Source organism: Lyticum sinuosum, assembly GCF_034471385.1.
In the GTDB taxonomy this organism is placed as follows: domain Bacteria; phylum Pseudomonadota; class Alphaproteobacteria; order Rickettsiales; family Midichloriaceae; genus Lyticum; species Lyticum sinuosum.
Window position 1 is genome coordinate 52,912 of sequence record NZ_JARGYU010000002.1, and the last position, 14,875, is coordinate 67,786.

Annotated in this window: 12 protein-coding genes; 11 read left to right on the top strand and 1 reads right to left on the bottom strand. The window is 22.2% G+C overall.

All coding sequences use genetic code 11. The annotated features are described in order from the left end of the window. Positions 1–142: 142 nt before the first annotated feature. The 3 genes from Lyticum_RS02120 (at position 143) to Lyticum_RS02130 (ending at position 4,476) form a co-directional block, all read left to right on the top strand. Positions 143–1,150 carry a glutamate racemase gene (locus tag Lyticum_RS02120; RefSeq protein ID WP_322498689.1) on the top strand — a complete coding sequence of 336 codons (1,008 nt, stop codon included), beginning with the start codon at positions 143–145 and terminating at the stop codon, positions 1,148–1,150. 17 nt (positions 1,151–1,167) lie between these two features. Next, a complete protein-coding gene (locus Lyticum_RS02125) occupies positions 1,168–3,312 on the top strand; it encodes a tRNA modification GTPase (RefSeq protein WP_322498690.1) in 2,145 nt (714 codons plus the stop codon). Between the two features lie 144 nt (positions 3,313–3,456). Next, positions 3,457–4,476, top strand: a complete 1,020-nt coding sequence (locus Lyticum_RS02130) for a hypothetical protein (protein ID WP_322498691.1) — start codon at positions 3,457–3,459, stop codon at positions 4,474–4,476. A gap of 373 nt (positions 4,477–4,849) precedes the next feature. On the opposite strand, the gene prfB is transcribed toward Lyticum_RS02130, so the two are convergent. After that, a protein-coding gene (prfB, locus tag Lyticum_RS02135) for a peptide chain release factor 2 (protein ID WP_407659029.1) occupies positions 4,850–5,948 on the bottom strand; the annotation gives its coding sequence in 2 pieces (ribosomal slippage) (positions 4,850–5,884 and positions 5,886–5,948; 1,098 coding nt in all). Positions 5,949–6,151: 203 nt separating this feature from the next. Here prfB and Lyticum_RS02145 point away from each other — a divergent pair. From Lyticum_RS02145 to murJ, 8 genes are all read left to right on the top strand, one after another. Continuing rightward, positions 6,152–7,333, top strand: coding sequence for a ribonuclease D (locus Lyticum_RS02145; RefSeq protein ID WP_322498692.1), 1,182 nt, complete (start codon positions 6,152–6,154; stop codon positions 7,331–7,333). A gap of 82 nt (positions 7,334–7,415) precedes the next feature. Beyond that, positions 7,416–7,583, top strand: a complete 168-nt coding sequence (locus tag Lyticum_RS02150; RefSeq protein WP_322498693.1) for a hypothetical protein — start codon at positions 7,416–7,418, stop codon at positions 7,581–7,583. Further along, positions 7,580–8,974 (top strand): multidrug effflux MFS transporter, encoded by a 1,395-nt coding sequence (locus tag Lyticum_RS02155; RefSeq protein ID WP_322498694.1) that lies wholly within the window; start codon positions 7,580–7,582, stop codon positions 8,972–8,974. Before Lyticum_RS02150 ends, Lyticum_RS02155 begins: the two co-directional genes overlap by 4 nt. A gap of 54 nt (positions 8,975–9,028) precedes the next feature. Further along, entirely contained in the window at positions 9,029–10,006 is a 978-nt protein-coding gene (gene hemB / locus Lyticum_RS02160; protein ID WP_322498695.1) for a porphobilinogen synthase, read from the top strand. Between the two features lie 24 nt (positions 10,007–10,030). Then, positions 10,031–10,903, top strand: coding sequence for an outer-membrane lipoprotein carrier protein LolA (locus Lyticum_RS02165; RefSeq protein ID WP_322498696.1), 873 nt, complete (start codon positions 10,031–10,033; stop codon positions 10,901–10,903). Between the two features lie 376 nt (positions 10,904–11,279). Beyond that, positions 11,280–11,930 carry an epoxyqueuosine reductase QueH gene (locus Lyticum_RS02170; protein WP_407659030.1) on the top strand — a complete coding sequence of 217 codons (651 nt, stop codon included), beginning with the start codon at positions 11,280–11,282 and terminating at the stop codon, positions 11,928–11,930. 3 nt (positions 11,931–11,933) lie between these two features. Next, on the top strand, positions 11,934–12,995 hold the full coding sequence (ygfZ, locus tag Lyticum_RS02175; protein WP_322498698.1) for a CAF17-like 4Fe-4S cluster assembly/insertion protein YgfZ: 1,062 nt from the start codon (positions 11,934–11,936) through the stop codon (positions 12,993–12,995). A 158-nt stretch (positions 12,996–13,153) separates the two neighbouring features. Then, a complete protein-coding gene (gene murJ, locus Lyticum_RS02180) occupies positions 13,154–14,815 on the top strand; it encodes a murein biosynthesis integral membrane protein MurJ (RefSeq protein ID WP_322498699.1) in 1,662 nt (553 codons plus the stop codon). Positions 14,816–14,875 lie beyond the last annotated feature (60 nt).

A 14,875-nucleotide genomic window follows, 5' to 3' on the forward strand; every position in this document is an offset into this window, starting at 1 on the left:
TATAAATTACAACCTAAATAAAAAAAATAAGTGCTTAATCTAACTATTGATCCATTCAAATATAATATAATGAAAATCAAGAAATTATTAAGTAAAATAAAACAAAAGTTTTTACTATATTCTATATTAATTAATATTCATTATGAAAAATCCAACACCCCATTTGGGAGTTTTTGATAGCGGATTGGGCGGATTAACAATATTATCAAAAATTGTAAATAATCCGTTGCTAGTCAATCATTATAAAAGTATTACCTACTTTTCTGATAATGAAGTAATGCCTTACGGCAATAAAGATTACGATTTTATTTTAAATCGTGCTAGATCCATTCAGCACTTTTTAAAGGAAATAGGATGTACTAAGATAATTTGCGCTTGCCATACAGCATCAGCTGCACTTTTAAAAGATACTGACTATTCCTGTAGTAACGATGAAATCTTAAATAAATTTAAAAATAGGCGAGAGAAGAAGAATATAATAGATGTTATAACACCAACTATTAAATTATTAGAGTCTTATGATGAGAAATTGCCAATAATTGTTCTTGGAACCCCTTTCACAATAGATTCTCAAGTATATCAAAATAGAATTGCTTCTATTCAGAGTAATGTCATAATAAATGATAGCAATAAAGATTATACATTCTCAGGAAGAAACGGACTGTTTATATCTATTCCTAATTTAGCAAATGAAATAGAATATCAACAAGAAATAAATCTTGATGCAATCAAAGGAGTTATAAATGAATCTGAATCTGAAAAAATTATTTTAATTCTTGCATGTACTCATTATTCTATTATTAAAGAAAAAATCGTTCAAAAGATTATTGAAACATTTAAATCTAAAGATATTATTGTTTTACAAATAGAGAATGAAATAGTGAGTCTACTTGTAGATGAAACAAGATTTTCACCAAGATTTATGCCAACATCAATAGATTTTCTATATACTGCAAGTACACCACCATCTGAAGAAAGAATAGAAAATTTATTAAAAATTAGTAGTTTTTATAATTCTAATCCTAAATCTAAAATCGCGAAATTATATTTCGTTAATTATGGAACATGTCATGTATCATCATTGAATATGAGATTGCAAAAAGCTCCAGATATTTTTACATTCAGTGAAACTTTATATGATGTAATATAGGATCTAATAAATAAAGAATGAACTTATATTATAATAAATCTAAGAAATTTACTGTTAAAGATAATAATGAAACCATTTACGCTCTTTCTACTCCATATGGGAAATCAGCTATAGCAGCTATAAGAATTTCTTCTCCAAATCAGGAAGAAATATCTGATCTTATAAATATTCTTTTTGATTGTGATATATCATCTTTTGTTGATAGGAGAGCATATGTAAAAGAAATATACGATATTATTAGTACTGAAAATCATTGTATATATGATTCTACTGATAATAGTAGTAGTAGCAGCAGCAGTATTGATATGATGAATGATCATACTCTACATGATAATAATCATCTTAATATATATGATTCTACTGATAATAGCAGTAGTAGTAGTAGCATTGATATGATAAATGATCATACTCTACATGATAATAATCATCTTAATATATATGATTCTACTGATAATAGCAGTAGTAGTAGTAGTATTGATATGATGAATGATCATACTCTACATGATAATAATCATCTTAATATATATGATTCTGCTGATAATAGCAGTAGTAGTAGTAGTATTGATATGATGAATGATCATACTCTACATGATAATAATCATCTTAATATATATGATTCTACTGATAATAGCAGGAGTAGTAGCAGTATTGATATGATAAATGATCATACTCTACATGATGATAATAATCATCTTAATAAGCAACATTTTATTATTGATAGAGTAGTTGTTATATATTTTATAGCACCAAACAGTTTCACAGGTGAGCATATGCTTGAAATATTTCCACATGGGGGAATTGCAATTATAGATTCTATATTAGAAAGGTTAAATAATATTGAATTTATAAGACATGCGAAAAATGGTGAGTTTAGTTATCGTGCTTTTTCTAATGGGAAAATGAATTTACTTGAAGTAGAAGCATTAAATGCTCTTATTAGTGCAGAAACATCACATCAAAGAAAACTTGTACAACAACAATTAAATAATATTACTAATAAGTCATTACCATATTATTCATGGAGAATGGAATTAGTATCTATTATGGCGCAATTAGAAGCTTATATAGATTTTCCAGATGATGAAATTCCACATAGTGTACTTTTAAATAGTCAAAATGAGATTGATAATTTGAAAGATTCTATTAAAAACTATTTATATTCAAATAATAAAAGTATTAATTTAATAGAAGGTATAAAAATCGCTATTTTGGGTCCACCAAATGCTGGTAAATCAACGATATTAAATATTTTAGCTGGTGACGATATAGCTATTGTTTCTGATATCGCTGGTACTACTAGAGATACAATAAAAATAAGACTAAATATAGGTGGTTTTTTGGTATTATTAACTGATACTGCTGGGATAAGAGATCAAACAGATGATGTGATAGAAAATCATGGAATAAAGCGTAGTTATAAAGCTGCTGATGATGCTGATATTATAATTATTGTTATTGATCAAAGTGAAGATATTTATTCACAAATTGATATGTTATTGAATATTCTATCAATAAATAAACCAAAAATTTTTATATTGAATAAAGTTGACTTATTTCCATCTAATTCTATATTAAATTTATTAAATATAGATTTTTTATCTCAAGATATTACAAATACTAAAAATAAAAAAGATTTAAATATTAATTACGATAATTTATTATCATTAATAAATAATAATTTTGATATTAATTTAAATATTATTAAAAATAAATTAAAAAATACAATTATATCTAGAATTAAATCAAAAATAAATCCAGATTTAGAAAATCTATCTGAAATAGTAAAAAATATAGATACACTTATAAATAGTATGGATATAATATTATTTTCTATGAAATCTCATATTATTTCTGATACCGAAAATTATCTTATAAAAAACAATAATATAGAAAATTTTACTATAATATTATTCAATATTATTGAAAATATAATAAAAAAATCTATGAATCAAATTTCAGAGGTTTTTCCAGTAAATCAGAGACAAAGACAATGTATAGAAGAATGTTTAATAAATTTAGAGAAATTTTCTTTGCAAAAATCTTTAGAATTATCTGCACAAGATATACGATTCGCAATTAATGAATTATCTATATTATTTGGGGAAATAAAATTAGATGAAATATTAGATGTTGTATTTAAAGAATTTTGCATAGGTAAATAAAATTCTATTGCATAAAATTATATAATTTTAAGTAATTTTATTAAAAATAGAGTAATCTCAGAGTAATTTCATAAAAAAAACAAAAATTATATAATAATAATTTAACTTTATAAATCTTTATAAATATATAAATAAAAAGTTTATATGATGTTATATATTGCAAAATCAATGAATAGATTAAATAATCCATATTCTGATAAATTAGTTTTACATGATAATATAAAAAAATATATTCCAGGATTACGATCTATAAGAATATGGGAAATAAATCAAAGTAATCAAAATAATACTAAAAGATATGTTTTATCTGAAGTAATTTCAGATTATATAAATAAATATATTGAATTTTGTTCAACTCCAATAAATTGTTTAGATAAAGATAATTTTTCTAAATTTAATTTTACAATTGAAAGAAGAAATTCAAATATTTCTATTATTCCATTAAATATAAAAAAATTTAATTCATATGAAGAATATTATAATAAAGTAAAGGAAATATTACCATTTTTTAAGATCAAAAATGGAAATATATTAAATAATATAACTCCTTTATTTTTAAATGAAGTCTTGCATATATTTGATTTTGTTACAGATAATACTACCAATAAAATATATGAGTATTTTATACTATATTATTATAATACTAAAAAAATTATAAATGGTATAAGATTTTCTCTGAATTTTATATCAACTTTTTATTGTATTTTTTTTCCTTATAAACAATTCCGATCAATTTATATTAAATTATTATTTAAATCAATTTTTTCATCTAAATTAAGAAATATATTTAAAATATTAGATTATAATCATAATATTATAAAATCTCCTGGGTTGATAAATGATATAGATACAAAGATTATGTCTATAGACATAGATAATAGATATATTAATGAGTATATTATAAACTCACAAATAGCTATTGCACTTATTAGAAAAGTTTATAGAATGTTAAATTTAAATCTTAAAAAGAAAAAAAGTATATTACCTATATTAAATAATCCATTTTCTTCATTAGAAGTAATAGAGAGATATTTATATTATATGGAAGAATCTCAATTTTCTGTTAATAATTTTAAGAAAAAATATAGAGATTATTTTTCATATATTGCAACAATATTAAAATATCATATTACTTCTACAAATACTGATATATCAATAATATAAATATATAAGTATATTATAAGTTTTTTATTAATTTTATTAAAAACGTAGGAATTTTATATTATCATTCTTATTCTTATTTATTATAAATTTATTATAAATTTTTATATATCTTATTATTATTCCTGTTTAATATTATTATTCCTGTTTAATATTATTATTCTTGTTTAATATTTTGTATTTTACTTAATAAAACTTAATAAATAATAAATCTACAAATACTGATATATCAATAATATAAATATATAAGTATATTATAAGTTTTTTATTAATTTTATTAAAAACGTAGGAATTTTATATTATCATTCTTATTCTTATTTATTATAAATTTATTATAAATTTTTATATATCTTATTATTATTCTTGTTTAATATTATTATTCTTGTTTAATATTTTGTATTTTACTTAATAAGCTTGCAGAAAGGAATTCATCTATTTCTCCATCTAAAACAGCTTTAGTATTACTTGTCTCATGATTAGTACGTAAATCTTTTACCATTTGATATGGATGAAGTACATATGATCTTATTTGATGCCCCCATCCTATCTCAGTTTTAGAATTGTTATTAGCAGCTTCTTCTTTTTTTCGTATTTCGAGTTCATATAATCTGGATTTTAGCATAACTATACACTCTTCCTTATTACGATGTTGAGAACGATCATTTTGAGATTGGACAACAATACCTGTAGGTATATGTGTTATACGTACTGCACTATCTGTTGTATTTACATGTTGTCCTCCAGCTCCAGAAGATCGATATGTATCTACTCTAATATCACTATCATTGATAACTATATTTATTTTATCATCTATTAAAGGATATATCCAAACACTGACGAAACTAGTATGTCTTTTTCCAGCGCTATTAAATGGAGATATTCTTACTAGACGGTGAACTCCAGTTTCTGCTTTTAACCAACCATATGCATTTTTTCCTATAATTTTTATTGTTACTGATTTAATTCCAGCTTCTTCACCCAAAATTTGACTTACAATTTCTGCTTTAAATCTTCTTCTTTCAGTCCATCTATAATACATTCTCATTAAAATACTAGTCCAATCATCACTTTCTGTACCTCCAGCACCAGAATGTATTTCAATAAAGCAATTACGCTCATCAGCTTCTCCTGAAAATAGACACTCAATTTCTCTATTAGAGAGATCTAACATGAGATTTTGCATATCATTTTGAATTTCTAAGAAAATTTCAGGGTCATCTTCTGCAAATTTATATAATTCTATTAAATTATCAATTGTATTTTCAGCATTTTTTATTTCATTTATATTATATTCTATATGACTTTTTTCCTTCATTATTCTTGTAGCTTCTTGTGGATCTTTCTCCCAAATATCGATTTGTGCTGCTTTTTCTGATAATTCTTCAAGTTTAGATTGTATTTTATCCCAGTTAAAGATAGTCGCGCATGATAGATATAGATTTTCTTATTTTTTGTTCCATTTGATCAATTGTCATAAAATTGATATTTTTATTAATATTATTATTCTCATGATTGATAGTTTTGTTATTCATATGATAATATCCTAATGTTGTTTAACTATTGTTTTAAATAATTCGTTTATAATTTATTACAAATATAAAAATGATAAATAAATTTTTAATTTTTTAATTTGTGTTAATTATTATTTATATAAATTTTCAACTTACATTATAGTCAAATGAATATATTTATCAAGACTAATGAGTCTCTTCAAAAACATTGTGAACAAATGTGGAAGCAACCATTTATTGCAATAGATACAGAATTTATAGCTAATAATTCTTCATATTATCCAGACCTTTCACTTATACAAATAGCATATGCATGCCCAGATAAAGAAAATTTACATAAAATAGAGGATGCAAGTTCTGTAATATCATCTTCTAATAAAGATCTTATTATAGTTTTAATTGATGCTAAAGCTGGATTAAATATGAATTTTTTAAAAGAAATTCTTGAAAATAAGCAAATAATTAAGGTAATACATGCATGTCAACATGATCATCTTGCTTTGAAATTTAATATGAAGTGTCAAATGCAAGGGATATTCGATACACAAATAGCTAGAGCATTTATTAGTGAACATCGTATGATTTCATATCGCGCTTTAGTTGAGCATTATTGTGGTATTAAGCTTGATAAAAATCAACAAATGTCTGATTGGTTGAAAAGACCTCTAGATAGACGCCAATTAGACTATGCTGCAAATGATGTTAATTACTTGTATAAAATATATCCTATAATATTTGAAGAAATTAAACAAAGGAATTATGGAAAATGGGTCGAAGAAGAAGTACAAAATTCAATAATTGAAATTGAAGATAATAAGAATAAAATTGAAAAAATTTTTATGAATATTCTTTTTAAAGAAGCCCCAGATCTTGATAATCAAAAAATGGCACCATATTTAATGCGACTAATAAAATTACGTGAAGATATTGCACAACAAAATAATATTGGTCGACAAAATATTATATCTGATAAAAACCTTCAAAATATTGTATATTGCATAATAGAAGAGAAAAATAAAATTCCTGTTTCTATTCTTAGAATAAATGCTAGTTTTAATCTGGGAAGTGAAAAAATTAAGGAAATTATGTCAGAAATAAATGAATATGAAGTAAATGAGTATAAAAAAATAAAAAAAGAAATGTTAAAATATTATGATACATCTCATTTTGCAAGAAATTTAATTAATTTACTTAATCAAGTTAGTCAAGAAACAGGAATATCCGCAGATTTAATTGTAAATAATGCAGAACTTAGGCATATAACATCAATTGATCAATGCGATAAATTAAAACATGGCTGGAGATACGAAGTATTTGGTAAAAAAGCTAAAGAAATAATTTCACAATAATAAACAATTTATAGATATTTATAGATAATTTTTTAAATTTTGTAATAAGAATCACAAATTATACAATTATAATGAGATCAGAATGAATAATATAAAAAATACAAATAAATTACATAATATTAAAGATATTAAGAAAAATATTAATAAAATAGAGGAAACAGAAGAAACAGGAAAAACTGGAAAAATAGAAGAAATATCTAATAAAATAGAAAGAATCACAAATTATACAATTATAATGAGATCAGAATGAATAATATAAAAAATACAAATAAATTACATAATATTAAAGATATTAAGAAAAATATTAATAAAATAGGAAAAACAGGAAAAATAGAGAAAACAGGAAAAACAGAAGAAACAGAGGAAACAGGAAAAATAGAGGAAACAGGAAAAATAGAAATATATCCATCAGTTTTGATAATTATAATTATAGTTGGTTTTCCTCTTTTCTCAGAAACAGTTTATACACCATCATTACCAAGTATAGCTTTATATTTTAAATCTTCTGCATCTATGGCAGAAAATACATTAGGATTTTATCTAGTTGGATTTGCATTAGGTACTGCAATATGGGGGAATTTATCTGATTATATTGGAAGAAAAAAAAGTCTTTTAATAGGCTTAATGATTTATATTATTTCTTGTTTGGGTTGTTATTTTTCTTCTACCATTGAAATACTTATCATTGCACGTTTTTTCCAAGCATTCGGTGGTAGTAGTGGTAGTGTCTTAGGGCAAGTAATATGTAGGGATAGTTTTAGTGGTAAAAAACTTGGATATGTTTTTTCAGCAATAGGGACTGCAATATCTATATTTCCTGCAATTGGTCCATTATTTGGAGGATTTGTAGTAGAACATACACATTGGAATAATATTTTTATTTGTCTTTTGATAATTTGTATTATAATCATGATTTTATCATTAATAAAATTGCCTGAAACTAATAAAAATATATATTTTAATAATAAATCTAATATTAGTGACATATATTTAAAAAATTTTTATGCTATAATTTCTTCTTTCAAATATATATTTTCTAATAAGCAAACAATTTGTTGTATTATTATTGTAAGTCTTACTCAAGGAATGGGATTTAGTTACTTTGGTGAAGCCCCATTTATATTTATAAAAAATTTAAACTTTTCTCCATCACAATATGGAATAACATTTACTATAATATCAGCTGCAGGAATTATAGGAGGTGTTATTAATAAAAAATTACAGGAATCTGTTGTACCACATAAAATTATCATGTACGGATCTTTATTATGCTTTATGGGCAATACATTCTTTCTTATTGCATCATATCTCCATGAATCTCTAAATATAATTTCTATACATGAAATGGCATTATTATGTATTATCAGTCAAATTATAACAAGAATAGGAACAAGCTTTCTTATGATTAATGCATTAATGTTATCTCTCTATGGATATAATCAGAACATTGGAACAGCATCTAGTATATTTTCTTTGATAACTTATTGTTTTACATCATGCATCACATTTGGTATGAGCATACTTCATAATGGTATGAGTATAACTATGCCATTATATTTTATAATTTTATTAACGATTATTATTATCATTTCTGTTTTTTTATTAAAAATTATGAATAAATATTATAATATTATTGATTAAGTAAATCTATTTAAAATAAAAATAAAAATAAAAAAAATATAATATAAATAAATAATGATTAATATAACACAACGTCAACGTAGATATCGTATTAATAAATGGATTAGAAAGATTACTAATCAATTATATCTTACTTGTGATGATGTCATATATCCTATTTTTATTCATTTAGAAGATGATATTTTGATTAAAAATAATAATTTCTTGAAATCATATTCAATTCAAAATGCTATAGAAGAAATCAAAATAGCTTATGAACTTGGAATTTCAGCACTAATGTTATTCCCGATAATACCTTCAATATTAAAAGATGATATTGGAAGTTATTCTTTAAATAATAATAATTTTTTTTTCAAAGCAATAAAAAATATAAAAGATAATTTTCCAGAAATAGGAGTTATTGTTGATGTAGCTCTTGACCCATATACATCTCATGGACATGATGGAATAATAAATTCAGATGGAATATTATTAAATGATCAGACAGTTGTTATACTTGCTAATTATGCAAAACTTCTTGCAGAAGCAGGCGCTGATGTTCTTGCACCATCAGATATGACTGATGGTAGAGTCAAAGCTATTAGAAATGTTTTAGATGAAAATGGATATAATTATAAATTAATATTCTCATATAGTGCTAAATATGCATCATCTCTTTATATGCCGTTTAGAGATCATGTAGGGTCTTATTCTGTTGGTGATAAGTTTAATTATCAACTTGATCCAAGAGATTTAAATGGTTCTATGAGAAAAATAAAAGCTGATATAGATGAAGGGGCTGATGCAATAATAATAAAACCAGCATCTTTCTATCTTGATATTATTTATCGTGCTAGTATTGAACATAATATACCTATTATAGCATATCAAGTTAGTGGTGAGTATGCTATGATGAAGTGCGCAGCTATGAATAATATGATTGATTATGAAAAAACACTTTTAGAATCAATGATTTCATTTAAAAGAGCTGGTGCATGTGCTTGTATTACATATAGTGCTTTAGATTATGCAAAAAATATTAAAAAATATTAATTTTATTAAATTTTTAATTTGAAGATGACAATTAAGACTGATAAATATAATTCTTACATAAAATTTTTATATTTATTATCAATTTTATGTTTTTTTACAACATTAGATGTTATATCATCAAATCTTATAGCTTATGATAATATAAAGAATTCTCAAAAATGTACAAATAATGAATCGGAAAAATATCTGAATTATATACTAGAACTAAAATCATTGAGTGCTGATTTTATACAACATGATCATAATGATATGAATGGTAAAATTGTTATGAAATCACCAAATAAAATGAAAATAGAATACTTAAATCCAAATCATTTATTAATATTAGCTAATAATAATAAAATAACGATGTATGATTTTTTATTAAAAGAAACATCATTTATAGATGATCCATTTAAAATTAGTAGCATAATTGGTAATAAAAAAGTCAAAGAGAAATTTTTTATTGATTGTATTAAATTATCTGAATTTTATAGTAAACAACTTCCAGATGTTAAAGAAAAATCATTAAAAGTAAATGATAATTTTAAAAATAGTTTAATAAAAGATAAATCATATAATTCAAATTTAAATGATAAAAATTCTATTATAGAAGAAAAAACAAATCATTCTGAGGAAATATCTTTAAAATTTAAATTAAAAAATCAATTAAATAAAGATTCTTTGCATCTAGCAGAAGTAAATGGTATGATTATTGTCATTCAAAATAATAGCAGTTATACCACAATTAACAATAGTAAATTAGATAATTTAACAGTAAAAAAATTTATTACAATAAATGCAAATGATCAAATTGTCAGTGAGATTTTTCTAAAAAATATTCAAATCAATAGAGAAATTGATGATAAAATTTTTATTTTTAAAGATCCAAATTTAATTAGTAATGATGAATGGTAAAATATAATAATATATATTTAATATATATTTAATTGTAAGAATTTATAATAAAAGTTTAATAATTTTTTAATATTTAATAATCTTTTAATATTTAATAAATTAATTAAAATAATTAAAAACTAAATAAATTATTATTAGCTATTTATACAGAATTATTTAAGTATTAAAAATTGTTATTTTATTATGATAGAAAATTTAAAATAAAAGTTTATTGAGTAATGAAATCAGGTAAAAAAAATAAATCTCAGATTAATTCTGAATATGAATGGTAAAATATAATAATATATATTTAATATATATTTAATTGTAAGAATTTATAATAAAAGTTTATTGAGTAATGAAATCAGGTAAAAAAAATAAAAAAATATTAAATGAAATGATTCCACCAAATGGTGAAAAAAAAATTCTCCTTCATTCTTGTTGTGCACCTTGCTCTGGAGAGGTAATAGAAACTATGCATGCAGCAGGTCTAGAAATTACTATATTTTTTTACAATCCTAATATTCATCCTAAAAAAGAGTATGAAATACGCAAGAAGGAAAATATATCTTTTGCTAATAAACTTAAATTAAATTTTATAGATGCTGATTATGATGTTCAGAATTGGTTTTCTAGAGCTAAAGGTATGGAAATGGAGCCAGAAAGAGGAATAAGATGTACAATGTGTTTTGATATGCGTTTTGCAAGAACTGCTTTGTATGCATATGAAAATAATTATAAGGTCTTTACAAGTTCTCTTGGAATTTCTAGATGGAAAGATATGAATCAAATAAATAATTCTGGAATTAAAGCGGCATCTGTATATCCTGATATTACATATTGGACCTATAACTGGAGATCAAATGGTGGGGCAGAAAGAATGTATAAAATAGCAAAAAGAGAAAATTTTTATAAACAAGAATACTGTGGATGTATATATTCTCTTAGAGATACTAATGACTGGAGAGTTAGTCGCGATAGAAATCCTATTATTATAGGAAAAGAGTATTATAATGTTAATAATGACAAAAATAATAAAAAAATATAAAAAATGTTATTATCTGATAAATATAGAATTTTAATAAGTATTTCTGGAAACGATGCTAAAAGTTTTTTACAAAATATTGTAACTACTGATATAAACGAATTATCTGATAAAGATAATATATCTTGTCAATACAGTTTACTTTTAAGCCCACAAGGAAAAATCTTATATGATTTTTTTATTCTTCTAGATAAAAATTTTAATATTTTTAATTATATTTTTAATGCTGAAGATATTATTGATGATAATATAAATAATAAAAATGAGTTAAATTCTCAATATTATTTAGCCTGTCATCCGAATTATGTAGAAGATATTTATAATAAATTAAAGATATATAAAATAAAATCATCTGTTGATATTAAAATCATAAAAAATTTACGGATGTTACATATTATATGTAATAATAACATTATATGTAATAAAAATTTTAATAAATTTGATAAATTTGATGATAAATTTGAAAATAATCAAAATAATATAAGTAATTATATTGTTAAATATACTGATCCAAGATTTCTAGAATTTCAATCTTCATCGCAAAAACAATTATTTTTTTCTTTAAATATAACATCTGAATTAGTAATTGTTGAACTAGATTATTTCACAAAATTATTTTCTAATTATAGAAAATATGAAATGAATATGATAGATGATTTGATGTTAAAAATAAAAATGCCACAATTTGGACATGATTTTTTTCCTAATGAATATTTTCCCTTTGATTTCTCTTTAGAGAATATTGGTGCTATAAGTTTTGATAAAGGGTGTTATATTGGACAAGAAGTGATAACAAGAACAAAATTTAGAAATAAAATAAGACAAAAATTATATCATTTATACCCACTAACAATTGATGATATATTAATAAATAGAGGTGATAAAGTGATGATAAATATAGATTCAAACGGTTTAACCAAGAATATAGGAAAAGTAGTAGGAATTTATCCAGAACAAAAATTACTAACTCTATTAAAAATAGAAGATATACAAGATTATATTTCAGATATAAAATCTGATATTATTGTTGATGTTTGTGAGAAAAAATATATTTTAAGATTACAATAATATATTAAAATTCTATTTATTTTCTAATATATTATTTTTAATAATATTTTTATTAATTTATTTTATTTTTTAAAATTTATTAATATTTTAAATATATTAAAATCATATTAAATATATTAAAATCATATTAAATATATTAAAATCATAAACAATAAAATATGACTATAAAGTCAACAATACATGTGAGCTTATTTATATTTATTTCTCGTATTACAGGATATATACGTGATATTATAGTAGCTTATTTTATAGGAACAGGGAAAGAAAATGATGCATTTATAGCAGCATTTAAGTTGACTAATCTTTTTAGAACTATATTTGCTGAAGGTGCATTTAATTCCGTTTTTACACCAATTTTTTCAGAGATAAAAAATAACAAAGGTAATAGAAGTGCAAAAGTTTTTGCTATTCAAGTTCAAAGCTATCTTATAATAGCTCTAATCTTATTTAGTATATTAGTAATATTTAATATGTCAGATATTATCAAATATACAACTCCTGGATTAAATACTGAATCTATATGTTTAGCAACAAAAATAGCTATTATAACTTTTCCTTATCTTTCATTAGTATCTCTAGCAGCATTATATGGTTCTATATTAAATTGTTATGGTAAATTTTTCCCATATATTAGTACATCATGTTTAATGAATATTATAAGTATAATTGGGATATTATATTTGAATAATAAAAAAATAGATCCTGTTTTTGCTTTATCTTATTCTATATTAATATCTGGATTTATTGAGCTTTTATGGATGATATTTTGGATTTATAAAGAAAATATTCATATAATATCATTTCAATTAAAAAAAAACTTTTATATTAATAAATTCTTCAAAAGAATTATTCCGGCAATTTTAACATCTGGAATTAATCAAGTAAATATTTGGATTGATATGGTTTTAGTATCATTTGTTCCATGTGGTATGTCTTATATTTATTATGCTGATAGATTAGTGCAATTACCATTGGCTTTAATTGGTACAGCTATATCTATAACTTTTTTACCTAAAATATCTAAATATTCATCAAAAAATGGTATATCATCAGAATCATTTTTTAATAATAAAAATACATCAAAATATAAAAATAATGAAAATATTAATTTAAAAACTAAACAAAATAATAAGAAACTTAATATATTATTTAATAATTGTATTAATTATTCTTTATTTTTAGCTATACCATCTTCTATAGGTTTAATTTTTTTCAGTAAAGATCTTTTATATTTATTATTTGCTTATGGAGCTTTTGATAATAAATCTGTAATGCAAAGCAGTTTAGCATTAAATTATATGTCTATTGGATTACCAGCGTTTATAATAATAAAAATTATAAATAATTTTTATTATGGTAAAGGTGATGTAAAAATTCCAACAATATTTTCTTTAATAGCAGTTGTTATGAACGGATTAATAGGATGGATATTATTAAATATTTTATCATATGTTGGTGTAATATTAGCTTCTGTAATTTCAAGTTATACTATTATTTTTTTATCTCTTTTTTTATTAAAGAATAAATATAATATTATTATTTATCATAAAATAAAAAAAGAAATTGTAAAATATATTATATCTTCTATATTATCATTATTACCTATATTATTTTATAATAAATTAGTTTATAATCAATATATCACATTTTTTTTAGAATTTAGTAATTATAATAGATTTATTGTAATTATAAAAATTATTATAGTAGCATTTTCATATTTTATTGTATTATTTTTATTTAAAGGAAATATAATAAAGAAAATAGTAGAATATATTATCAATAATAAAATTATAGTAAATATATTATCAAAAAGTAAATAATTTAGTTGGAGGGGGGGGCTCTTATGCCAACACCTGCTATATCTAAATTAATTAGATCTT

What these genes read in the sequence shown, in the direction of transcription:
- Lyticum_RS02155 (WP_322498694.1), top strand. Translation starts at nt 7,580, where the DNA reads ATGAATAATATAAAAAATACAAATAAATTACATAATATTAAAGATATT.
- Lyticum_RS02165 (WP_322498696.1), top strand. Translation starts at nt 10,031, where the DNA reads ATGACAATTAAGACTGATAAATATAATTCTTACATAAAATTTTTATAT.
- Lyticum_RS02170 (WP_407659030.1), top strand. Translation starts at nt 11,280, where the DNA reads ATGATTCCACCAAATGGTGAAAAAAAAATTCTCCTTCATTCTTGTTGT.
- Lyticum_RS02125 (WP_322498690.1), top strand. Translation starts at nt 1,168, where the DNA reads ATGAACTTATATTATAATAAATCTAAGAAATTTACTGTTAAAGATAAT.
- Lyticum_RS02120 (WP_322498689.1), top strand. Translation starts at nt 143, where the DNA reads ATGAAAAATCCAACACCCCATTTGGGAGTTTTTGATAGCGGATTGGGC.
- hemB (WP_322498695.1), top strand. Translation starts at nt 9,029, where the DNA reads ATGATTAATATAACACAACGTCAACGTAGATATCGTATTAATAAATGG.
- Lyticum_RS02145 (WP_322498692.1), top strand. Translation starts at nt 6,152, where the DNA reads ATGAATATATTTATCAAGACTAATGAGTCTCTTCAAAAACATTGTGAA.
- ygfZ (WP_322498698.1), top strand. Translation starts at nt 11,934, where the DNA reads ATGTTATTATCTGATAAATATAGAATTTTAATAAGTATTTCTGGAAAC.
- Lyticum_RS02150 (WP_322498693.1), top strand. Translation starts at nt 7,416, where the DNA reads ATGAATAATATAAAAAATACAAATAAATTACATAATATTAAAGATATT.
- Lyticum_RS02130 (WP_322498691.1), top strand. Translation starts at nt 3,457, where the DNA reads ATGATGTTATATATTGCAAAATCAATGAATAGATTAAATAATCCATAT.
- murJ (WP_322498699.1), top strand. Translation starts at nt 13,154, where the DNA reads ATGACTATAAAGTCAACAATACATGTGAGCTTATTTATATTTATTTCT.